Origin of the sequence: Mycolicibacterium arabiense, assembly GCF_010731815.2 — a bacterium.
Classification (GTDB): Bacteria; Actinomycetota; Actinomycetes; order Mycobacteriales; family Mycobacteriaceae; genus Mycobacterium; species Mycobacterium arabiense.
This window is the reverse complement of record NZ_AP022593.1, coordinates 3,499,481-3,521,927: the sequence shown is the minus strand read 5'-3', so window position 1 is coordinate 3,521,927 and position 22,447 is coordinate 3,499,481. Positions and strand designations below refer to the sequence as shown.

21 protein-coding genes are annotated in these 22,447 nt (G+C 66.7%); 8 read left to right on the top strand and 13 right to left on the bottom strand.

Annotation, left to right across the window (positions count from 1 at the left end):
• Positions 1-64 precede the first annotated feature (64 nt).
• Positions 65-1,819 (bottom strand): NAD(P)/FAD-dependent oxidoreductase, encoded by a 1,755-nt coding sequence (locus G6N61_RS18465; protein WP_163924923.1) that lies wholly within the window; start codon positions 1,817-1,819, stop codon positions 65-67.
• Positions 1,820-2,004: 185 nt separating this feature from the next.
• Positions 2,005-3,300 (bottom strand): cation:proton antiporter, encoded by a 1,296-nt coding sequence (locus G6N61_RS18460; RefSeq protein ID WP_163919827.1) that lies wholly within the window; start codon positions 3,298-3,300, stop codon positions 2,005-2,007.
• Between the two features lie 159 nt (positions 3,301-3,459).
• Between G6N61_RS18460 and G6N61_RS18455 the strand changes: the two genes are divergently transcribed.
• Positions 3,460-3,897, top strand: a complete 438-nt coding sequence (locus tag G6N61_RS18455) for a hypothetical protein (RefSeq protein ID WP_163919826.1) — start codon at positions 3,460-3,462, stop codon at positions 3,895-3,897.
• A gap of 27 nt (positions 3,898-3,924) precedes the next feature.
• Here the strand turns inward: G6N61_RS18455 and G6N61_RS18450 are convergent, their stop codons facing one another.
• The 4 genes from G6N61_RS18450 to G6N61_RS18435 all read right to left on the bottom strand — a co-directional run bounded on the left by G6N61_RS18450 (position 3,925) and on the right by G6N61_RS18435 (position 7,843).
• Complete coding sequence (locus G6N61_RS18450; RefSeq protein ID WP_163919825.1) at positions 3,925-4,857, bottom strand: dihydrodipicolinate synthase family protein; 933 nt, start codon at positions 4,855-4,857, stop codon at positions 3,925-3,927.
• Positions 4,854-6,278: a sialate:H+ symport family MFS transporter gene (locus G6N61_RS18445; RefSeq protein ID WP_163919824.1), complete on the bottom strand. Its 1,425-nt coding sequence runs from the start codon at positions 6,276-6,278 to the stop codon at positions 4,854-4,856. Before G6N61_RS18445 ends, G6N61_RS18450 begins: the two co-directional genes overlap by 4 nt.
• 97 nt (positions 6,279-6,375) lie before the next feature.
• A complete protein-coding gene (locus G6N61_RS18440; RefSeq protein WP_163919823.1) occupies positions 6,376-7,047 on the bottom strand; it encodes a FadR/GntR family transcriptional regulator in 672 nt (223 codons plus the stop codon).
• A gap of 142 nt (positions 7,048-7,189) precedes the next feature.
• A complete protein-coding gene (locus tag G6N61_RS18435; protein ID WP_163919822.1) occupies positions 7,190-7,843 on the bottom strand; it encodes a TetR/AcrR family transcriptional regulator in 654 nt (217 codons plus the stop codon).
• Positions 7,844-7,909: 66 nt separating this feature from the next.
• On the opposite strand from G6N61_RS18435, the gene G6N61_RS18430 reads away from it, so the two are divergent.
• Entirely contained in the window at positions 7,910-9,355 is a 1,446-nt protein-coding gene (locus tag G6N61_RS18430) for a carotenoid oxygenase family protein (protein ID WP_163919821.1), read from the top strand.
• A 69-nt stretch (positions 9,356-9,424) separates the two neighbouring features.
• Positions 9,425-9,580, top strand: a complete 156-nt coding sequence (locus G6N61_RS18425) for a hypothetical protein (RefSeq protein WP_163919820.1) — start codon at positions 9,425-9,427, stop codon at positions 9,578-9,580.
• 19 nt (positions 9,581-9,599) lie between these two features.
• Here G6N61_RS18425 and G6N61_RS31155 read toward each other — a convergent pair whose 3' ends face one another.
• Positions 9,600-10,271 carry a DUF1942 domain-containing protein gene (locus G6N61_RS31155; RefSeq protein ID WP_163919819.1) on the bottom strand — a complete coding sequence of 224 codons (672 nt, stop codon included), beginning with the start codon at positions 10,269-10,271 and terminating at the stop codon, positions 9,600-9,602.
• A gap of 103 nt (positions 10,272-10,374) precedes the next feature.
• On the bottom strand, positions 10,375-11,688 hold the full coding sequence (locus G6N61_RS18415) for a sensor domain-containing phosphodiesterase (RefSeq protein WP_163919818.1): 1,314 nt from the start codon (positions 11,686-11,688) through the stop codon (positions 10,375-10,377).
• Between the two features lie 287 nt (positions 11,689-11,975).
• Between G6N61_RS18415 and G6N61_RS18410 the strand changes: the two genes are divergently transcribed.
• From G6N61_RS18410 to G6N61_RS18400, 3 genes are read left to right on the top strand one after another with little or no spacing between them, the layout of a single operon-like run.
• Positions 11,976-13,547, top strand: a complete 1,572-nt coding sequence (locus tag G6N61_RS18410) for a BCCT family transporter (protein ID WP_163919817.1) — start codon at positions 11,976-11,978, stop codon at positions 13,545-13,547.
• On the top strand, positions 13,544-14,473 hold the full coding sequence (locus G6N61_RS18405; protein WP_163919816.1) for an ABC transporter substrate-binding protein: 930 nt from the start codon (positions 13,544-13,546) through the stop codon (positions 14,471-14,473). The genes G6N61_RS18410 and G6N61_RS18405 overlap by 4 nt, the downstream gene beginning before the upstream one ends.
• Positions 14,474-14,489: 16 nt before the next feature.
• On the top strand, positions 14,490-14,981 hold the full coding sequence (locus G6N61_RS18400) for an Hsp20/alpha crystallin family protein (protein WP_163919815.1): 492 nt from the start codon (positions 14,490-14,492) through the stop codon (positions 14,979-14,981).
• Between the two features lie 16 nt (positions 14,982-14,997).
• Here the strand turns inward: G6N61_RS18400 and G6N61_RS18395 are convergent, their stop codons facing one another.
• A complete protein-coding gene (locus G6N61_RS18395; RefSeq protein ID WP_163919814.1) occupies positions 14,998-16,467 on the bottom strand; it encodes a GntP family permease in 1,470 nt (489 codons plus the stop codon).
• A 36-nt stretch (positions 16,468-16,503) separates the two neighbouring features.
• Positions 16,504-17,016 (bottom strand): gluconokinase, encoded by a 513-nt coding sequence (locus tag G6N61_RS18390; protein WP_163919813.1) that lies wholly within the window; start codon positions 17,014-17,016, stop codon positions 16,504-16,506.
• A 120-nt stretch (positions 17,017-17,136) separates the two neighbouring features.
• Between G6N61_RS18390 and G6N61_RS18385 the strand changes: the two genes are divergently transcribed.
• Entirely contained in the window at positions 17,137-17,853 is a 717-nt protein-coding gene (locus tag G6N61_RS18385) for a FadR/GntR family transcriptional regulator (RefSeq protein ID WP_163919812.1), read from the top strand.
• A 10-nt stretch (positions 17,854-17,863) separates the two neighbouring features.
• Here the strand turns inward: G6N61_RS18385 and G6N61_RS18380 are convergent, their stop codons facing one another.
• A complete protein-coding gene (locus G6N61_RS18380; RefSeq protein WP_163919811.1) occupies positions 17,864-18,889 on the bottom strand; it encodes a fused (3R)-hydroxyacyl-ACP dehydratase subunits HadA/HadB in 1,026 nt (341 codons plus the stop codon).
• Positions 18,890-19,094: 205 nt separating this feature from the next.
• Positions 19,095-20,270 carry a beta-ketoacyl synthase N-terminal-like domain-containing protein gene (locus G6N61_RS18375; protein WP_163919810.1) on the bottom strand — a complete coding sequence of 392 codons (1,176 nt, stop codon included), beginning with the start codon at positions 20,268-20,270 and terminating at the stop codon, positions 19,095-19,097.
• 88 nt (positions 20,271-20,358) lie between these two features.
• On the opposite strand from G6N61_RS18375, the gene G6N61_RS18370 reads away from it, so the two are divergent.
• A complete protein-coding gene (locus tag G6N61_RS18370; RefSeq protein WP_235887175.1) occupies positions 20,359-22,158 on the top strand; it encodes a sensor domain-containing protein in 1,800 nt (599 codons plus the stop codon).
• Here the strand turns inward: G6N61_RS18370 and G6N61_RS18365 are convergent.
• Positions 22,148-22,438, bottom strand: a complete 291-nt coding sequence (locus tag G6N61_RS18365) for a GNAT family N-acetyltransferase (protein WP_163924921.1) — start codon at positions 22,436-22,438, stop codon at positions 22,148-22,150. The two genes, G6N61_RS18370 and G6N61_RS18365, sit on opposite strands and share 11 nt — an antisense overlap.
• Positions 22,439-22,447: the final 9 nt, after the last annotated feature.

Below are 22,447 nucleotides of genomic sequence, written 5' to 3'. Positions count from 1 at the left end.
CAGCCGCCATCCGTGGCGTGATGCCCGGAGAGGTCGGCACGGTCTTGCCCTGGTTCCAGATCGGTCAGTGCGCGGGCGCGGCGCTGAGAACCCAATCCGTCGTGATCGGGTTGGTCGCCTGCTCGTGCCGGTAGGTCGCCCGCAGGTCGCGTACCAGACCGTCGCGCTGCCACGCCTGCACCTGCGCCATGACGGCGTCGTCGGAGAAGTCCGACGACTTGTCCCCGAGCACGGTGTCGATCATCTGACCCGCCACCTGCCGGAGCAGCCGGGCGTTGGCGTCGAAGTCGTCGTCGAACCGCTCCGACTCGCCGATCATCGCGTGATGCAGGGTCTTCATGAAGTCCAGCGGCGAGTACAGGTCAACGAAGTCCACGGGGGACTCGGCGCCCTCGACTGCCGCCCACTCCCGGAAGAACGCCTGCATGCGGTTGCTGAGTTCGATGAGCCCCTGGAGGTACGGCACGAAGGCCGGGTCGTCGGCGACGCGGGTGAACCGGTCGTTGCTGTAGAGGAATCCGACGAAACCCCAGTAGAAGGCGATGTCCCAGATGACCTTCGCCGACATCACCGTCGGCGAGCCCATCAGCACGTACTGGTCGCGGTAGATGTTGAGCCACATGTCGGTCAGCGACCGGAAGAGCGAATCGCTGATCGCCGCTCGGGCGACCACGTTCTCGCCGTCGAGGTCGCGGCCGATCATGTCGGTGATGAGGCCGTTGCCGATCGCGACGAGGTCCAGGCCGGACGAGTACAGCGGATCGAGGAAGACGCCGGCGTCACCGGTGACGCACCAGCGGTCACCGCCGTCGAACACCTTCGTCACGGTATGGCTGTAGTGCTTCATCACTCGGAAGTCCATGATCAGGTCGTCGTACTTCGCCACCTCGGCCGCGCACTGCGGTTCGTGCTCGGCGAGCCACGCCTTCGCCTTGGCCAGGGTGTTGAAACCGTCGAACGAGTGGAAGGCCGGGTCGGCGACGATGCCGACGCTGGTCGCCCCGGAGGCAAGGCGGATCAGCCACACCCAGTAGCCCTCGCCCATGAGGTGATTGGTCGAGAACGAGCGGTCGCCCTCGGCCAGGCGTGAATGCCAGGCTGGGTCGTCGCTCCACTCGCCGACGTTGATCTCGGCGCCGACGCGGAACCACGCCGCATTGCACGCGTGGCCGTTGTCGCGCTTGAGGTCGAGTTCGCGGGGCAGTGTCCGGTTGCGGCCGGATGCGTCGACCACCCAGCGCGCCGTCGTCCGGGTCACTGCGTCGTCGCTCTGGATCGAGAGTGTGTGCGGACTGTCGCCGGCGCCGACGTCGATGGACCGGGCGCGGCCGACGATCATGTCGACGCCCGCTGCAAGGCAGCGCTGATGTAGTTCGTTCTCCAGCCTGCCCCGGTCGATCTGATAGGTGGTCTGCGAGGTGAACGTCGAGCTGCCGAGTTCGACCCGTCGGGTGATGTCGGTGTTGCCCCCGCGGGAGAAGAACATCCGCAACCCCATCTTGCGGATCTGGGACGTCCGGAGGTGGTCGGCCATCCCAAGGCGGTCGCGCAGGTAGTGCGCGGACACCTCGACGGTCGACTCGCCGACGGTGTGGGTGATCTCGGGGACCGGGTGCGGCGTCGGCTCGATGATCAGGACACGCGTACCGGGTCGTGCGCTGCGGAGTTCGAGCGCCAGGGTGAGTGCGGCGATGCCGCCGCCGATGATGCTGACGTCGTGGTCCGTGGCGACGTCATTGGCCCGCGCGAGGCGGGCTTTGATCTTGTCGGCGAGCGCTTCTCGGCTCTCGGAGGTTAGCTGCGACAGGTGTGCTTGCACGTCCACGATTTGCCTTCCCTTGAGCCGGTCGAAGAAGTCCCTGAGCAGTTCGAACGGTACACGCGCCCGCGGCTCTGCCCGGGCGAAGAACGCAGCCGGACGGACGCGAAATCGACGCTGCCGGGTGTGGATTGCACGGTGTCCGAACGCACTACGCGGACGGTGTGTGAGTTGTTACCGATCACTTACGTTTCGTTGGCATTGACCGCAGGCGGCTTGACGTCGCTCGGCTCATCGCTGCGACCCGCCGCCGAGCGGTGGCGACCGTAGACGAACTCGAAGATCGGCGAGGCCATCAGGGTCGTGACGATCGCGACCAGGACGAGAATGGTGAAGAGCGTTGGGGTGATGATCCCGGCCTGCAACCCGATGTTGAGCAGGATCAGTTCGATGAGCCCGCGTGCGTTCATGAGCGCGCCGAGGGCCACGGATTCGCGCAGCGGGACCTTTCGCAGACGCGCGGCCAGTGCGCACGCGACGCCCTTGCCGGCGATCGACACGACGAGGAGCCCGATCGTCACCGCCCAGAGCCCAGGGGTGTCGACCAGGCCGATCTGGGTGTTCAGGCCCGAGTAGACGAAGAACAGCGGCAGCAGGAACGTGGTGACCGTCGGCTCGAGCGTGCCGGTGAGCCGGTCGGCGAAGAATCCCGAGGGCATGGCGACGCCGAGGATGAACGCACCGAAGATCGCGTAGATCCCGATCAGGTCGGTGAACCAGGCGCACAGCATCAGCAGACACAGCACGGTGCTGAGCACCGGTGCGCTGATGCCGTCCTTCCGTTCCGACATCGGTCCGAGCGGGCGCAGGGCCCGCCGTCCGATCGTCAGGACGAACAGCGCGTAGAGGATGCCGCCACCGATCGCCAGGAGGGCGGTGGACGAGCTGCCCTGGTTCATGGCGAGGACCACAGCGAGGATGCACCAGGACAGCGCGTCGTCGGTCGCCCCGCATGCCAATGCCAGTGTGCCCAAGGGCGTTCCGGTGAGCCGCTTTTCGAAGATGATGCGGGCGAGCATCGGGAAGGCGGTGGTGGCGATCGACGCGCCGAGGAACAGCATGGCCATCAGCAGCGTGACGTTCTCACCGAAGAAGATCCCGGCGCCCAGCAGCGGTGCGGCGATGAGCGCGCCGCAGACGAGCGGTGTCACGAAGCCGGCCGTCGAGACGGCCACCGCGGTGGCAGCCCGATGCTTGATCAGGTCGACGTCGAAGTTGAGCCCGATGAGGAACATGTAGAGCACGAGGCCGATCTGCGCCACGGTGTAGAGCACGGTGTTCGCGTCGCCCGGCGGGAACAGCCAGTCCTGGACGCCGGGTGCGATCAGGCCCAGCAGCGATGGACCGAGCACGACGCCCGCGATCATCTCGCCGACGACCTGCGGCTGACCGACGCGCCGTGCCAGCAGCCCCACGACGCGGCAGGCCGCGAGGATGACGGCCAATTCGAGGAAGAAGTGGATGGCAACCGGTCCGGGCATGGGCGGTGTCTCTATCCCGACTTCGCGATCGCGCGGCACTGCATCACGGGATGCAGGGTAGACCGCCCGACGGGCCGACCGGCCTCATCGGTCGATGCCGTCACGATCCCGACATGCGCGCTCTGAAACACCGCAGCCTCTGCCGTCGATGATCGGGGCATGACTCCGTTCCGTGCTGCCGGTGCCCTCGTCGTCGCGATGGCAGCGACCGGGTTGTTGGCCACGACGGCCCACGCCGAACCCTCTGACCAACTCGATCGAGTTCCGGTGGTGGCGTCTCCGACGTGTGCGGGCAGTGTCAGCGCCGACGCACAGGTGGTTCCGGTCCAGGTCGACGGCCGCGTCGAGAACGGCATCCGTGTTGCGATCAGCTACGACGCAGGCGTGTACGACGGCTCCTGTGCGCTGACCGTCTCCGCTGTGTGGAAGAACCTCCAGACTGGCGCCTCGGGGACTGACGACTTCACCGCGGTGTCGACGATCGACGGACATTACGGTTTCGTCGGCTACGCCAACACCACCTTGGTAACGGGCCCGGGATCCGTCGTCATCACGCTCAGTTCGCACCCGGGTGCCGAGCTGTCCATCACGGTGTGAGGGCTCTGGTAGGTCTCGAGCGGGTCATCACCGCTCGACGCTGATGCCTTCGCGGACCAGGATCGCGCGGATGGCATCGAGTTCACGGCCCACCAGCGGCAGCAGGGGGTCGGCGCATCGCGGCAGCGAGATCACCCCTCGTAGGTACTGCGCAGCCTTGAACGCACCCAGTGCTGCTGCGGTGAAACCGATCCTCGACCGGTCTGCCACGTCGATGATGGAGAACAGCCGCAATAGTCGCTCCTGCTCCGCATTGGCGGTACGCCAATCGCCGGCGGCGGCAGCGCGTCCGAGCCTGACGTACCCGTCGGGGTCTACGTTGCCCAGCCCGGGCACCTGCCCGTGCGCACCGAGGCGGAGCGCGAGGTCGGTGACCGTCTCGGAGCCGGTGAATACGCGCAGGTCGGTGTCGGCGGTCGCCAGCAGGATCTGACGGAAGGCGGTCAAGTCCCCGCTCGAATCCTTCAGGCCCGCAATGGTTCCGGACTCCGCCAACTCGACGATGGCGTCGCGGGGTAGCCGCGTGTTCGTGGCGCTGGGTATGTCGTAGGCGATGACCGGCACGTCGACGGCCCGGGAGATCAACTCGAAGTGCCTGACGACCTCATCGGGGTGTGGCGCAACGTAGAACGGCCCCGTCGAGACCACGGCGGCAGCGCCCCGCTTGGCCGCAGCCCGCGCGTGATCGATAACGCGTGCGGTACCGGTGTCCACCGCACCGGCGACCACCGGCACTTGACCGCCAGCGGTGCTGACGGCTACGTCGATGACTTCGTACCGCTGCGAGTCCGACAGCAGCGCAGTCTCACCCGAGGAACCACCGACGAACAGCCCGTCCACACCGGCCGCGATGAGAAAGCTGCACAGCCGTTCCAACGATGCCGTGTCTATTTCGCCGTCGGTATCGAGTGGGGTGGTGAGGGGCGGAATGACGCCGCCCAGTCCAACACGGATACTCATAGGCTCGCGCCCGCATCGTCTTTGGTGACACCCGATCCGATGCGACCCACTCGCCCGGCTACGTCGAAGCCGACGAGAATGGCGATCAGAACGGTGAAGCCGACCGTCAGTACCGTCAGTGCGGTGCCAAGGCCGAGGGACGCCGCGACGGACGCACCCATGATGGGTGCGATCGCGCCACCGAGTGCGCCGACGTTGTAGCAGAAGCCGAGCCCGCTGGCGCGAACGTTGACGGGTAGGTGATCCGAGATGAACTTCGGCAGCAGCCCCGAGATTCCCTGGCTGAAGAACTGCAGGCCGAACAACAGCACCCACAGCCAGACCACGTGATCACTGCTCAGCGAGAACACCGGAACGACGAAGAGCAGCGAGATGAGCAGTCCGAGAACGTATGTGCGGTTGGTGCCCAACCGGTCGGCGACGATGCCCGATGTCACCGAACCCGCCGCGTAGCCCAGGCCGGCCCACAGCAATACCTGTGCCACCTGCGCCGGATCGAACTGCAACTCGGTCTTCAGGTAGGTGGGCAGCAGCGACTGCAGCGGCCAGGAGTAGAGGAAGGCGGTGAGGACGGTCATGATCAACATCACGAACATCCCGGTCTTGCCGTCGGCGAGCTGCCGTGCGAGTACGAAGAAGCAGCCGGCGGCAACCAGTGCCAGCGCGACGACCCACGGCCCGGTCACGGTGCGGCTGAAGATGACGACCAAGTCGACGGCGGCGACGATCGAAATGGTGATGTTGGCAAGGCGGCGTGCAGGATTGAAGAGCAGTGCAATGGCGGTGTTCTCAGCGATCGCGCCTCGCTTGACGCTCTCCTCCCATTCCGTCGCCTCGGGTAGTACGCGTCGCATCCACAGTGCGACGGCCGCTGGGAAGAGGCCGATGAAGAACATCCAGCGCCACCCGAGGCTCGGTACCACCAGGGGATAGAGCTGGCTGGCGAGGACCACGCCGATCGGATACGCAGACAGCAGAGCGCCGCTGGCGCGGTTGCGGAAGCGCTTCGGCCAGGATTCCATCGCGTAGGTGACGCTGCTCGCGTACTCGCCAGCCATACCGATTCCGACGATCGCGCGGAAGACGAACATCGACCAGTAGCCCCAGGAGAGCCCACAGAGGAAGCTGCCTCCGGCGAAACAGAAGATGCTGATGATCATCGCGCCCTTGCGGCCGAAGCGATCCGCGACCGCCCCGAGTATCAAGCCGCCGAACCATCGCGAGACGAAGGCCGCGCTGACGAGGGTCGTGGCTTGCACCAGGCTGAGGTCGAACTCGTCTGCCAGTTCGGTGAGCACGAGGGTGATCAGGATGAAGTCGAAGCCGTCGAGCAGGTAGCCGATCCAAGCGGCCCAGAACTGCTTCCATTGCGTGCGGGTGAGCGAGCCCTGTTCGTCGGCAGCGCGGGGTGCGGTCGCCATTGGCCAGCACCTCCAATCAGATATCAGATATGTGTGAACGGATATCTGGACGGTAATGCATGACACAGGTCACAACAACCCCCCGGCTGGGCGGTACCTATGGCGTGTGGGTATCGAGGCTGCGCTGCAGATCCTCGAAGTGCCGTGCAACGGCGCGCGTCATCTCGGCGGGGTCACCCGATCGGAGTGCGTCGACGATCGCGGCATGGTCCTCGGCCGTGGGCCGGCGGAGATCGAGTACGACGTGATCGGACGCCTTGCGGAAGATCGTCCAGAACACGTCGATGAGCTGCAGGACGAACGGGTTCCCCAGCGGAGCGAAGAGCGCCTGGTGAAAGGCTTGATCGACCTCGGCAGGTACGCGTCCGTGCTCGACGTTGGCGCGCATCTCGTCGACCAGCCCGTCCAGCTCCTTCAACTCTTCGTCGGTGATGACCTTCGCGACCTCACCGATGAGGCCCTCCTCGAGTGCGCGTCGGGTCTGCAAGAGTTGTGCCAACGGCACGCTGTCGGTCTGGAGGCCGTAGGGCAACTGCTCGATGAGCGGCCCGAAGCTGAACGCGCCCACGAAGAGACCCTTGCCGCGCCGGACCTCGACGACGCCGTGGGCTTCGAGTCGTCGGAGTCCTTCGCGGACCGAGGTCTTGCCTACGTCGAGCAGCGCTGCCAGCTCGGCTTCCGACGGCAGCGGATCTCCAGGCTTGAGCCGATTGTCGACGATGAAGGCTCGAATGGCGGCACCTGTCTCGTGTGACAAGAGCGTGCGCATCGATCCTCCGTACGGTTCCGGCAGCAACTTCTCGGATATCAGTTAGGCTACCGTCTCTCCGACCGGGCAGACCCGCGTCGGTCACCTGGACGACGCCGCTGCCCAGGCCTTCGCGATCGACACTCCAGGACCACTCGACCGGTCACGGGACCAAAGACATTGCCCTGCTCAGGGATTCGATCGTGTCATCACGCTCGTCGCCCATCCCGACGATGGTGTCGACCGTCAGTGGGGCCAGGACGTGGGTGAGGCCGTGGCCCTCGTGCCCGAAGAAACCGGCCAACTCCAGCATCACCGCGCCGTGGACCAGGCTCCAGAGGCGGCCGGCGATGTTCAGCTCTCCGTCGTCGCGGATGCGGCCTGCCGCGATCATCCGCCGCACGGCTTCGCGCAGCGCATCGAACGACGCCGCCGATTCGGAACGATCGGTGGCGCTTCCGGTGCTGGTGACGTCGGTGCGGGAGCCGGCGACCGACGTCGGCGCGGCGGCGCCGAAGATGAGTTGGTATCGCTGGGGGTTCGCAAGCGCGAACCTGCGGTAGGCGGCGCCCATCACGAAGAAGTCCGCGACGGGGTCGTCGGTCTGCTCGGCATCGGTCAAGGCGTGGGCGAAGCGTGAAAAGGCCTCGCTCGCAACGGCCTCGATCACGCCGGTCATCCCGCCGAAGTGCGTGTAGACCGCCATGGTCGACGTACCGACCTCGGTGGCCAGGTTGCGCACGCTGAGCGACTGGAGACCGTCACGTTCCAGGAGCCGCAGGCCGCCGTCGATCAATCGCTCACGAACGTCACTCACCCTTGCGAGCTTGCCATAACGCTGTTATACATGGGTAGCGCATAACACCGTTATGGAAGGCAAGTCATGACCAATCGCTACCTGGAAGATTCGTTCGCACCGGTGAGCGAGGAGTTCACGCTCACCGACCTCGAGGTGACCGGCGCCATCCCCGAGTACCTCGACGGGCGGTATCTGCGCAACGGTCCAAACCCCATTGGCGAGATCGATCCCGAGCTCTACCACTGGTTCATCGGCGACGGAATGGTGCACGGCATGCGCCTCCGCGACGGCAAGGCGCAGTGGTATCGCAACCGCTGGGTACGCAGCCCACATGCCGCCCGCATGCTCGGGGAGACGCCGTCATACCGACACTTCGGAATCTCGGGAATGGGCGCCAACACCAACGTCGTCGGTCACGCGGGCAAGACCCTCGCGCTGGTCGAGGGCGGCGTCGCCACCTTTGAACTGACCGACGAACTGGACACCGTCGGACCGTGCGACTTCGACGGCACGATCACCGGTGGCTACACCGCCCACCCGAAGCGCGACCCGGAAACCGGCGAACTGCATGCGGTCTCGTACAACCTGTACCGCGGCAACACCGTGCAGTACTCGGTGATCGGCGTCGACGGCCGCGCGCGGCGCACCGTCGACATCGAGGTCACCGGCAGCCCGATGATGCACGACTTCTCGCTGACCGAGCGTCACGTCGTCTTCTACGACCTCCCGGTGACGTTCGACAGCCGCCAGGCTGCGGAGATGACCGTGCCGCGCGGACTACGGCTGCCCGCCCGGCTCCTGTTGTCGGCGTTGATCGGTCGGGTTCGCATACCCGATCCGATCAGCGCCAGGACGCCATCGGGAATGAGCGCCGACCGGCGCTTCCCCTACTCGTGGAATGCTCGCTATCCCGCGAGGGTCGGGGTCATGCCGCGCGACGGCGGTAGCGCCGACGTTCGCTGGTTCGACGTCGAACCCTGCTACGTCTTCCACCCGATGAACGCCTACGACGACGGAGACACCGTCGTGCTCGACGTCATCCGCCACCCGAAGATGTTCGACACCGACCACCTCGGGCCGAACGAGGGTCCACCCACGCTGGACCGCTGGACGGTCGACCTCGCCGACGGCAAGGTGCGCGAGTCACGAATCGACGATCGGGCGCAGGAGTTCCCCCGTGTCGACGAGCGCCTCGTCGGCAAGCGGCACCGGTACGGCTACGCGCCTGCGGTCGGTGAGGGCACCGCCGGTGCCGGCACGCTGCTCAAGCACGACTTCGTGGGCGGAGACAGCCAGGCGCGATCGTTCGGCGTCGAGAAGGCGTTGGGCGAGTTCGTGTTTCATCCGTCCGCACCCGACGCCGCCGAGGACGACGGCGTGCTGATGGGGTACGTCTACGATCGGCCGACGGACCGCAGCGAGCTGGCGATCCTCGACGCCAGGACGCTGGACCAGATCGCCGCCGTCAAGCTGCCACACCGAGTGCCCGCGGGGTTCCACGGGAACTGGGTACCGACGCCGGTCGGCTGAGTGCGGCGCGTTCGGGCATCGATTTCTCCTCGACGCGCTGACCTACCGGCTCGCTCTTATGATTCAGTGGTGCGCGAGCTGGGAGACATCGATGCGGAGCTAATGACTGCGGTGTGGGACGTCGTGCATGACGACGGCGCGCAAGGATCTACCCGTCGCGTCGAGCAACTACTCGACGAACGAATCTTGGCGATGACCGAGCCGCCCGTCGCAATGGGACGGTGACCCGACGCCGCTCGAAGAATCAGTCGCCGGTGTCACCGTTCGGTGCGCCGGCACCGCCACCGGAATCGAGATTCCCGCCGCCGCCTTCGGTGCCCTCTTCGCCCGTATTACCGGATTCACCGCCGGTCGTCGACGGGCTGACGTCGTTCGGCCCGGTCGATCCCATCACTCCCTCGGACCCACTGCCCCCGCCTGTGGAGCCACCACCGGTGGCTCCGCCCGGCATCGCGTCGCCGGCTTGGACCCAGGTCAATAGGTCCTCGGGTCCGTTGTCGTAGACCACGCTGTTCGGCGGGTCGCCCACCACGTCGAAGTAGACCTTTCCGGTCGTGGTGCTGCCTTCGAAGAGTGGGCCTGCGCTGAGCGTCGATACCCGAACGAGTGCAGGGTAGTTGGCCCCGCCCGCGGAACGGGCGTTGAAGAACGGGACCACCGGGTTGACGATTCCCCGTAGGGCTCCGGCCATCACAGTGGCCTCGTACAGTCGGCCACCGACCGGGTAGGCGACGGGATCACCGCTGGGGACGATCTTGGTCACCGTGTAGGCGATCTCGGTGCCATTGGGGTCTCTCAATAGTTCCTCGATGCCCACTGTCTGAACATTGCCCGCTGCCAATGCCGAGGGAGCGGCGCCGATGCCGAATGCGACTGCGGCGGCCGCAACGGCGACCACCAGCTTCTCTGTCCTCATGCCTTGAACTCCCTGGTGGTCTGCTGGAAGGGTAATGGCGGCGATACCCAGGGATTTCGCGTCGAAACGACGCCGACGGTGTCAGTGTCGCCCGCGGGGGTGCTCAGTTGAGCAGACGTCGATGGTTCGGGTGCGCCGGCGTCAGCATGCGGCTGAGCAGTTGGCGCGCTACCCCCGTCACCATGGTCCTGTCGTTGATCGAGGTCACGTCGAAGACGCGGCCGCCGGCATCGCCTGACCCGTTGTGGGCCGGAACCTCGCGCGACACCAAGGCCGTCGCGATGTTCGCTCCCAACGCGAGGACGATCCATTGGTCCTGCAGCGAGTCGTCGCGGTCGAAACGCACACCGTGAATCCCCGAGCCGAGGTGGTCTGCGACGTCGCGGCCGAAGATCGCCACGAGTGGCGAACGCATCGCGAGACGTTCGTACCGCGCTCGGGTCTCGCCGTCGAAGTACTGAGCCTCCTGAAGCGCGGTGAGAACCATCGGGGGGTCGCTCGCCTCCAACGCCTGCTGCTCGAGGTACCGCGACAGCGCCAACACGGTGGCCTTGTCGTGCCGGTGTGTCGCGACGGGTACGGAGTCCCTCGGCGTGGACTGCTGTTTCGCGACCGCGTCGAACGGCGACCCGAAGTCGACGCACGGGTCTTGAGTCCGGATCGGCGGCGACGGGACCTCCGCCGTCGCGTTGCGACCCAACGGACCGGGATGCCCGAAGCGATAGCCCTGGCCGAGGGTTGCGCCGAGAGCGAGAGCGCGATCGAGGTGTTCGACCGTCTCGATGCCCTCTGCAAGCACGCGTGCACCGGCGCGCTCGTGGTGGGCCAGCACCGCTGCCCACGTTCGGGCCTGTTCATAGTGCGGCCGCGACTGGACCAGCGACATGTCGAGTTTGATGACGTCGGGCGCCAGCACGTCGAGCAGTGCGAGCGCGTTCATGTCGGCGCCAACGTCGTCGAGTGCGATGGCGAAGCCCTCCTCCCGCAGCGCGACGACCTTGCGAAGCAGGTCGGGCGGGTGCGCGAGCAGGCTCCGCTCGGTGACTTCGAAGACCAGCCGGAACCGTTCGGCGCCCTCGGCCAAGACGTCGCTGTCGGATCGACTGAGGAACGGCGCGGTCGCCTCGCAGTTGATGAAGAGCGTGGAGCCCGGCGCCAGCCCGGCGGCCCGTGCGCCACCGATGGCTGCCTCGATGCAGTGACGTTCGAGCAGGGCTGCCCGCCCGGTTCGCACGGCGTAGGTGAAGACGTCCTCGCGTGGCACGCCGTTGAGGTGGGGCCAGCGCGCCAACGCCTCATACCCGACGACGCGGCCCTCCGCAAGGGAGACGATGGGCTGAAACACCGCCCTGAGGCCGGTGCCGGCAACTGCGCGATCCAGGTCCTCGCGCGACGGCGTGACAGGGCTTCGTGTCATGGGTGCTCACCCGGACGAGACGTGTGCTCGAGCACGCTGCCCCCGCTCGCTTCGTTGAACGCCTATCGACGCCACGAGTGTTCGGCTGCCCTGACTGGGCAAACCCCAAACCAGAGGATATCCGTCGGTGGCGCCCGCGTGCTGCAGATGCGCAGGTCGTTGCTCATTGGTTGCTGCGTTTCGCTTGACCCAATGTATTGACACGTCCAGCAAAAGGACCACAAGGTAGCTGCACGAGGGCGTGCGCGGTATCCGCACCGCTGCCCGACAATCGAAGTGGAGGCCGCGTGAACCGGTACCTCAAGGGCGTGGACCCCGCCGTGCTGTGGGGCTCGGCGGTGGTCATCGCGTTCTTCGTCGGGTGGGGGCTGATCTCGCCGCAGAGTCTCGGTTCAGTCATGACGAGCACCCTCAACTGGATCATCGGAAACTTCAGCTGGGCCTTCATCCTCCTCGCGACCGGTGTCCTGGTGGTGTGCGTCGTCCTCGCGGTCAGCAAGTGGGGTCGGATCCGGCTCGGCCCCGACGACTCCCGCCCGGAGTTCAGCACGTTCTCCTGGGTGTCGATGATGTTCGCCGCGGGGCTCGGTGCCGGCCTACTGTTCTTCGGCGTCGCGGAACCCGTCACGCATTGGACGGCTCCGCCGCACGGGCTGGCCACACCCGAGACCGAGGAGGCGGCGCTCGTCGCGCTCCGCTACACCTACTTCCACTGGGGCTTCAACGGGTGGGCGATGTATGCCGTGATGGGCGGCGCCATGGCCTATTTCGCCTACCGGAGGGGCATGCCGATCCTCGTCAGTTCGACGCTGTCGCCGTTCCTCGGACCCGACGCACCGTCGCGACCCCTGGGGCGCCTGGTGGACGGCCTGGCCATCGTCGCCACGCTCTTCGGCACCGCAACGGCGTTGGGACTGAACGGACTACAGCTCAACAGTGGCCTGGACTACCTGTTCGGAGTGCCCAAGTCCAACGTGGTGGCCGTGGTGATCATCGTCGCCGTCACGGCGATGTTCATCCTCTCGGCCACCTCCGGCGTGGAGAAGGGCATCACGTTCCTCGCCAATCTCGGATCGGTCGCCACGATCGGCGTCTTCCTCTTCTTCCTGATATTCGGCGGCAGTACGGTTTTGGTCATCTCGAACGGCATCGAGTCGATCGGCAACTACATCATGCAGGTGTTCCCGATGTCGGTGCAGACGGGCGTCGGTGACGAACCGTGGATGGCCAGCTGGACCATCTTCTACTGGGCGTGGTGGATCTCATGGGGACCCTTCGTGGGGATGTTCGTCGCCCGCATCTCACGTGGACGCACCATCCGCGAGTTCATCGTCGGAGTTGCGGTGGCTCCCACCGGCTTCGGGTTCGTGTGGTTCGCCATCGTCGGCGGCACGGGCATCGAACTGCAGCGCACCGGCGCCGCCGACATCGTCGGCTCCCTCGCGACGCCTGAGCTGGTGCTGTTCACCGCGTTGGACGCGCTGCCTCTGGCAGGCGTCGTGTCCTTCATCTGCGTTCTGCTGATCGCGTTGTTCTTCATCAGCGGCGCCGACGCCGCGGCGGTCGTCATGTCGACCATGGCCAGCAAGGGGTCGATCGCACCGTCCAAGGTCGTCACCGTGATCTTCGGCATCCTGATGGGTGGCATCGCGTGCGCGATGCTGCTCGTCGGCGGACTCGTCGCCCTGCAGCAGGCGGCGATCCTGGGCGCCGTCCCGTTCACCTTCGTGCTGGTGGCCGTGACGTGGGCATGGTTCAAGGCGCTCCGCGAGGAGGACGGCTCCGAGATCCTGCAGGTCGACATCGTGGACAGACCCCGGGATGCGCCGGTCACCGTGGGCGAGGAGCGCGCGCCGTGAGACGCCTCACCTCGGCGCTGGCCGGGCTGCTCCTGGTCACCGTGCTCGCGGCGTGCGGCACCAACGCCGAGAAGGACGCCTCCCAGCAGCCACAGGGTGCGGCGCTGCGAATCACGTTGGGCACGCCGGCCTTTCCCGAGGCCAGAATCCTCGGCGAGCTGTGGAAGCAGGCACTGGGCATCAACGGCTTTGCGGTCGATCTGCGCAAGGGCGTCGGACCGGCGGGTGCGCTCGACGAGGCCCTGCGCGCCGGCGAGATCGACGGCTACGTGGCCTATACGGGAACCGTGCTCTCGGTCGTCGCGAAGCAGCACGTGTCCGGACTCGATCCGCAGGAGACCTACCGCCGCGTCGAGGAGTTCTACGACTCGCAAGACATGTTCACCAGCGAGATGACGCCGTTCGAGAACACCGACGCGATCGCAGTGACCAAGGAGTACGCCGCAGCGAACAAGCTGACGGAGATCGGTGACCTGCGCTCGCGCGGAGCCTTCACGCTGGGTGCCCGGCCCGAGTTCGAGAACCTCTACCTCGGCCTCGATGGCCTCAGGCAGGTCTACGGACTGACCAACGCCGAGTTCCGTCCGATACCGCTCGGGTCGCAGTACGACGCCCTCGACGAGGGGAAGGTCGACGCGGTCAACGCGTTCACCACCGACCCGCAACTCGGCAGCGGTGCCTATGCGCTGCTGCGAGACCCCCGGCTCCTGTTCGGTTCGCAGAACGTCGCGATGGTGGTGTCCAAGGACAAGCTCGCGCGCGTGGACTCCGAGCAACTCCTGCGGGTGGTCAACGCCGTCAACGCACGATTGACCACCGACGCGATCGTGAAACTGAATGCCGAAGTGACCGATGGGCGTGAGGATGTCGAGGTGGCACGCGAGTTCCTCCGTAGCGTCGATCTCTCTACCCCGCTGCGTCGCTGACCCTCAAGGAGAAAACATGCCCGGCTCGCGACCCAACGTCTTCGAGGGCGTCACCGACTACTTCACGGAACTGACCAGGATGCGTGGTCTCGGCATCCACGGTGCGCCCGAGGCCGAACGCACCCATGCCTCGGCGTGGGTGCCGGTCACCGACATCTTCGCCAGAGGCGACGATCTGGTGATCCGCGTCGAACTCGCCGGCGTGGATCCCGCGAACGTCGGCCTGAGCTTTAGCCGCGGTGTGCTCACGATCTCGGGCACCCGGGGCCGGGAGCTGCCCGAGGACGTCGAGTTCCTGGTGCACGAGCGGTACTACGGCGAGTTCCGCAGGCTGATCACCCTGCCCAAGGCGGTTCGAGCCGAACAGGTTTCGTCCCTGTTGGATCGCGGCCTGCTGGAGATCACCGTGCAGGGGGCACTGGGGTCGGCGGAGTCTGCAGCACAACGCATCGAGGTCGTCGAACGTGCGCAGGAGCCGACGGCACCTGCCGTTCAGTCCGAGGAGTAGCCGGACGTGCGCCTCGTCAGCCGATGGCCCACAACCCGAGAGCGAGGACGAAGGCCGTCAGGCCAAGGGTGGTCTCCAAGACGGTCCACGTCTTCAACGTCGTCTTGACGTCCATGCCGAAGAACCGGCTGACCAACCAGAAGCCCGAGTCGTTGACGTGCGACAGCACTGTTGCGCCTGCCGCGATTGCCATGACCAGCGCGACGAGCTGAACGTTGCCCAGGTTGGCGGCCGCGACGGCGGCGCTGAGCAGTCCGGCAGTCGTCGTCAGGGCTACGGTGGCCGAGCCCTGCGCCACGCGCAGCAGGGTGGAGATGATGAAGGCCTGCAAGATCAGCGAGATGCCAAGGTTCGACAGCGAGCCGCTGAGAGCATCGCCGATGCCGCTGAGCCGCAGCACGCCACCGAACATCCCGCCGGCGCCGGTGATGAGGATGATCGCGCAGATCGGGCCGAGGGCGTTGTCGAGGATTTCGGTCACGCCGGCCATCGACCGACCGCGCAAACCCAACACGAGTGTCGCCACGATCACGGTGATCAGCAGTGCGATCGAGGTGGTCCCGAGCAGCTTGAGGTACTCGGCCCACGTGGCGCCCTCCTCGATGACACCGGCGGTCATCAGGGTGTCCAGCACGGTGTTGAACGAGATCAACACGAACGGCAGCATCAGCACGCCGAGCACGGTCAGGAAGGCAGGTGCCGTGCGGGTGGCCGTGCGTGTGGCGCCGGCCACGGCCGCACCGCCGGTATCGACGTCACCAGCGCCGCCATCGCGAGCGACACCATCGCTTGCGTCGGTGTCGCGGCCGCCGTTGATCTCACCGAACAGCGAGGTGGGGATGTCGACGTAGACGCGCCTGCCGATGAACTGGGACACCAGGAACGCGCCGACGTACCAGGACACGATGGCGACGGGCGCGCCGATGATCAGGGTGAGGCCGATGTTCGCGCCGAGCAGTTCGGCGGCGGCCACTGGACCCGGGTGCGGCGGAACCAGCGCGTGCATCGCGGCGAAGGCTCCCGCGGCGGGGAACGCGTACAACAGGATCGAACCGCCGAAGCGCCGGGCCACCGTCATGATGATCGGGAGGAAGACGACCAGGCCGGCGTCGAAGAAGATCGGGAAGCCGAACAGCAGCGCGGCCACGCCGAGCGCCAGCGGTGCCCGCTTCTCGCCGAAACGACCGATCAGGGTGTCGGCGAGAACCTGTGCGCCACCCGTGATCTCGAGTAGGCGACCGATCATCACGCCGAAGCCGACGAGCAGCGCCACCGAACCGAGTGTGTTCGAGAACCCGTAGGACAGTGCGCTCGGGACGTCGGCGACGGGGATGCCGGCAGCCAGTGCCGTCAGAAGGCTGACCAGCACCAGTGCCAAGAAGGCATGCAGCTTCACCTTGATGATGAGGAACAGCAGTAGGGCGACTGCGCCCGCCGCGATCAGCAGCAGCGTGCCAGTGCCGTACGCCGGGTCAATGGCCTCCACGAGACCCCCCAACCATGCCGATGTCAATGCCCCGAATCATTGGTCCTCCTCAGTTGAGTTCGAATCCGTTGTGGTGACGTACGTTTCGATGATGGTGTCGATGCTCTGGTCGACGTCGATCCTGACGCCGCGCTCATCGGGTTCGAGGGGCTCGAGCGTCGCGAACTGAGAGGCCAGCAGCGCTGCGGGCATGAAGTGTCCGGGTCGGCTGGCCTGCCGCCTGCCGATGGTCTCGAGCGTGCCCTCGAGGTGCAGGAACTCGATTGCCGGGCAATGCCCGCGCAACTGGTCCCGGTACTTGCGTTTGAGGGCCGAGCAGCTCATGACGCCACCGGTGCCGTGCGCCGCCAGCCACTCCCCGATCGAATCGAGCCAGGGCAGGCGGTCCCCGTCGTCGAGCGGATGGCCTGCCGTCATCTTCGCGATGTTGGCCGGCGGGTGGAAGTCGTCGGCGTCGGCGAACGGGACTCGCAGCCGTTGCGCCAGGGCGGCCCCGACGGTCGACTTGCCCGACCCGGAGACCCCCATGACGACGATCGGTGTGGCCATGCCCTCCACCCTTCTGTGTGCGACATCACACAGCTTCCAACAATCGTCATACGATTGCAAGGGGCAGACGCAAAGATGCGATCTCTACCGCCAGATCGGACTGTCTGACATCATTTGACGATGGTCGACCGGCCGAATGGTGGCGCACTGCACGGCAGCGTGGTTTCTGCCTTGGGCACGGCCATCGTGTCCGGCCGGTACCCCGCCGGGAACGTCCTCACCCTGGAGGGGGTGAGCGCCGACCAGGGAGTGTCACGCAGCGTCGCGCGGGAGGCGATTCGCGTACTGGAGTCCATGGGCATGGTCGAGTCGCGACGCCGGGTCGGCATCACGGTCCAGCCGACATCGAAGTGGAACGTCTTCGACCCGATGTTGATCCGGTGGCGGCTCGACGTCGGCGACCGCGTCGCCCTGCTCGTCTCCCTGTCCGAACTACGCCTCGGGTTCGAGCCAGCCGCTGCGGCATTGGCGGCGCGGCGTGCCGATCCACACCAATGCCGCATCATGGCGGCGGCCGTGTCCGACATGGTGGTAACCGGTCGGTCGGGGGATCTCGACGCCTATCTGGTGGCAGACAGGGCGTTTCATCGCGCGCTGCTGGAGGCCAGCGGGAACGAGATGTTCCGGGCACTGAACGGCGTGGTCGCCGAATTACTCAGCGGCCGAACCCATCACGGGATGATGCCGGAACGGCCGAACATCGCGGCAATCGCATTGCACGACGAGGTCGCCCGGGCCATCAGGATGGGCGAGGAGAAGCAGGCCGAGCAGGCGATGCGCGCGATCATCGACGAGGCCACCTCGGCGGTCGTCGAAGACGCGCCATCGACCCAGTGACCGCCGAGCGTCAGCGGAAGCGCACGTCCAGCGTCGCAAGCCCAAAGATCTTGCGGCCCGCCGACTTCGCGCCGACGATGACGACGCCGGTGCGGGTCTCGGGATCGAGCGACTTCACCTTGCCGCTGAACTCGATGTCCGCGCCCTCGGTGGCCGAGACGACCGCCGGCGCCGACAGCCGGATCGCGTAGCGGCTGACCGCACCCGGATCGCCCGACCACGCCGAGGCGAAGCCGGCCCCGAGTCCCATCGTGAGCATGCCGTGGGCGATCACGTCGGGCAGGCCCGCGAGCTTGGCGATGCTCTCGTCCCAGTGGATCGGGTTGGCGTCACCGGCCACGCCGGAGTAGTTGACCAGGTCGCCGCGCGACAACTTGGCGTGGCGCGCGGGCAGTTCATCGCCCACCTTCACGTCGTCGAACGACGGCGTGCCCGGCGTGCGACTGAAGACGCCGTCGGAGAGCCGAACGTCGCCGTCGGGACGCTCCGTCTTGTGGTACTCCTCTTCGCCGACGCCGAAGATGTCGACGTCGTGCATCATCGCGTTCTGCACGGCGGTCTTGATCTCGGGGTTGAGGTCCTCGGCCGTCACGCCGACGACCGTCGTGTGCAGGGTGTGCACCCGCTCGCCGGCCGTGTCGGTGAAGGTGTTCGTGACGGTGATGAGGTCTCTGCCCGCGATCCGCCGCACCGACGTCAGCTCCACGTCGATGCGGAGTTCGTCGCCCGCCACGATCGGACGGTGCTGCTCGAAGACCTCCTCGGTCTGCATGTAGGTGTCGTAGCCGACCACCACCTGCTCGAACATGCGGCGATTGCACGTCATGCCCGGCGTCGAGGTGAAGGTCAGCGGCGCCACCAGATCCGAGTAGCCCAGCTCAGCAGCAGCGGAGACGTCCCAGTGCGCAGGGTGGTAGTCCTGCACGGCGCGGGCGTACTCGCGGATCTTCTCGCGCCCGACGACGTAGGTGTCGGCCATCTGGTACCAATGCCCGACCCGCGCTTCGAGTGCCAACGGTTCAGCTGCTGCAGTCATGGGTCGTTCAACTCTTCCATCTGATCGGACGCCTGGGCCGGCCAAGGCACAGTAACGCGAAGACCGCGTACGGACGCAGACCGCTACGGGCAGCCCGAGCGTCTGCGACCCGCGAGATGCGGGTCTCGGCGGCGAGCGGAGCGTCGTCGGCCGTGCTCGATGGTCGCACCATCGCAGAGCCCGACCGACGACGACCCCGTCGACGTCACGCCGCCCGCACCCCAGGAGGGGCCAGCACCACTGCCGAGTTCTGCCCGCCCATGCCCAGCGACGTCTTCAGCGTCAGGCCACCCGAGATCGGCGTCGGGCCGTCCAGGAGCCGCGCGTGCCCCGGTGCCACCGAGGGCGGCGCGGGGATCACGCCGTGCTCATAGCCGAGTGCGCTCGCGGCCACCTCGACCGCCGCCGCCGCGCCTTGGCAATGCCCGGCCAGCGGCTTGACCGAGAACATCTGGGGTCGGCCGTCGAGGACCTCGTCGACCACGCCTGCCTCGGCGGTGTCGCACTGCTGGGTGCCGGGCCCGTGCGCGTTGACGTACCGGATGTCGGCAGGAGAGACGCCGGAAGCGTCGAGCGCCTCCCGCACGCATTCGTCGACCAGCGTGCGCGCCGGGTCGACCGACGTCACGTGGAAGGCGTCGTGCGTCATCGACCCGCCGAGCAGTTCGGCGTACGGAACGACGCCCTTGCCAGAGAGGACGAACGCGACCGAGGCCTCGCCGACGGCGAATCCACGACTGCCCTGCTGGAAGGGTCGGCACGCGTCGAGCGGCTCGGCGTCGACCACGGCGACGCCGAGCTTGACGAAGTGCTCGACGTTCTCCGGCGTGAGCGACAGGTCGGTGGCGACGAAGACGACGTCGTCGACGAGACCGGTGTCGAGCCACATCTTCGCAGTGATTAGCCCGGCATTGCCCGACGCGCACATCGCCGACACGTTCATCGCGGGACCGTGAAAACCGAACTCCTGCATCAACATCGACACCGGCGTGGACGGCATCAGCGCCAGGTAGTCGCGTACCTTCCGCTGACCGCCGTCGGCGAGGTAGAACTGCCGCCACTCCTCGATCTCGGGCAGCACGACCGCGTGCAGCAGACCCACGCGGCGGCCCGGCGTCCAGCCACGTTCTTCGGCGTCGGTGATCGCCTCGCGGGCCGCGAACCTCATGGCCCTCGCCGAGCGGCTTGCGCCGTCGCGGGCCTCACCGCCCACGGGCACCTTTGCCAGCCAGGCCGCTTCACCGTCGGCTCCGTAGCCGTCGACCAGGTCTGCGGCCGGCTTGCTGCTCATCAGTCCGTCCCACAGGAGACCGGCGCCCCAGCCGTATCCGGTCACCGCTCCGACGCCGATGATGTTGGTGCCGCCGTGAATTGCATGCATGTGATTTCCCCATTCCCGATTGGTCGGGCCCAGGATTAGGCCCGCCTACCTTCGATTAACCGTCACGGCGGGCATATTGACTAGTCAGGTGAATCGAATTTGCGCAGGAAGGGCCCAGAATTCGGTGTTACTTTGGAATGCCAGAAGCAACGCAGAATCGCCGAGGACCTTCGTGACACTGGGGGATGACGAGATCGACGCCGCGGCGGACGTCAGCGCTACCGATGACTCTCCCGCGGAGCTGTCCCTAGCCGGTAACGAGTCCGCCGACGAGCGTTATCGACGGCTGCTCGAACACAGCCCTGATGCGATTTGCGTGCATCAGCACGGTCGTCTGGTCTACGTCAACAAGGCCGGCTTGCGCTGGATGCGAGCAGATTCCGCCGACCAGATGATCGGTCACATGATCACGGCGTTCGTGAATCCCGAGTCGGTGCCCGCCATGCTGTCGCGCATCGCCGGGCTGCGCCGTCAGGGCGACATCTCCGAGCCGTCCGAGGCCACGATGCTGCGCTTCGACGGGACCCGCCTCGACGTCGAAGCGGTGTCGGTGCTGACGGTGTGGAGCGGTGAACCCGCCTACCAGGTGATCTTCCGCGACGTGTCGGCGCAGAAGGCCGTCGAGTCTGCGCTGCGCTACCAGGCGGCGTTGGTCCAGCACGTGAGCGACGCGATCATCGCCACGACCACCGACGGCGAAGTTACGAGCTGGAACCCCGCCGCCGAGACGATCTACCGGCGCTCGGCCGACGAAGTCATGCGCCGGCCGGTCACGGAAGCCGTTGGCGCCGAACTCGATCCGCAGAAGGTCCTCGACCTGGGCGGCGTGGCGACCATGACGCACTACGACGTCGGCGGCCGCATGCTGACCGTGCGCGTCTCGGCCGCGGCGATGGACGACGGCTACGTCCTGCTCTGCACCGACCAGACGGCGTTGCGGCGTGCCGAGCAGCACTTCGAGACGGTGGTGGCCTCACTCGACGAGGGCGTGCTGGTACTCGACCACACCGGCCGCATCCTGTCGGTGAATCCCGCCGTGAAGCGTCTGCTCGGGGTCACGGCCGACCACCTCGTGGTGGGCTATCGCGAGTTGAGGCGCGCGTGGTCGGAACACTGGGAGTACCTCGCCTACGACGCGGAGGGTGCGCCGATCAAGTCGATCTCCGAGCCGCCGGTGTTGCAGACGCTGCGCGACGGCACGCCGTTCACCGGTGAGGCGCTCAACATGAATGCCGCGGACGGCCAGGCCCGCTGGCTGGCCGTCAGCACCTGTCGGCTGAACCCCGAGGAGGGGGAGCGGTCTGCGGTGCTGATTTCGTTCCGCGACATCTCGGCCAGCCGATCGGCGACCGAACGCTTCGCTCACCAGGCACTGCACGATCCGCTGACCGGCCTCCCCAATCGCACGTTCCTGCTTGACAGCGTGCAACGGCTGCGAGATCACGGCCAATTGGCCGCCGTGCTGTTCATCGACCTCGACGACCTCAAGGGCGTCAACGACTCGCTGGGCCACGACGCCGGCGACGTCGTCATTCAGGCAGCGGCGCAACGATTGCGGGGAGCGGTGCGCAAGGACGACGTGGTGTGCCGCTTCGCAGGCGACGAGTTCATCGTGTTGCTGGTCGGCCCGTTCCAGCCGGGTGAACTGCCGGCGGTGACCGAGCGCATCCAGACGATGCTGGCCGAGCCGGTGCTGGTCGCGGGTTTCGCCGTCCAGATGGGAGCCAGTGTCGGAGTCGTCGAGACCGGCGCCGACGACGACCGAGATGGCGCGACGCTCCTGCGCGTTGCCGACCGCGCGATGTATGCCGCCAAGGCACAGCGCCGTCGCACCGTGGTGTTCTCCACCAGTGCGAAGCCGACGCCGGGTGGTCAGCTCAGTCGGTGATGTCCGCGTACTCCGGGTGCTTCTGGACGTAGTGCGCCACCATCGAGCACGACGGCACGATGCGCAGACCCTCCTCGCGGGTAACCCGTAGCGCCTCGGCGACCAGGATCGTGCCAAGGCCGCGGCCCTCGAACTCCGGCTCGACCTCGGTGTGGGGAAAGACGCGCTGACCGCCGCGGTCGTGGTAGTCGGCGAGGCCTACCGTGCGGCCGTCCACTGCGATGGTGAACCGGCCGGGCTCCTCGGAGACCGTGACTGGTGCGCCGGTCTTGTCGGTCATGGGTTCGGA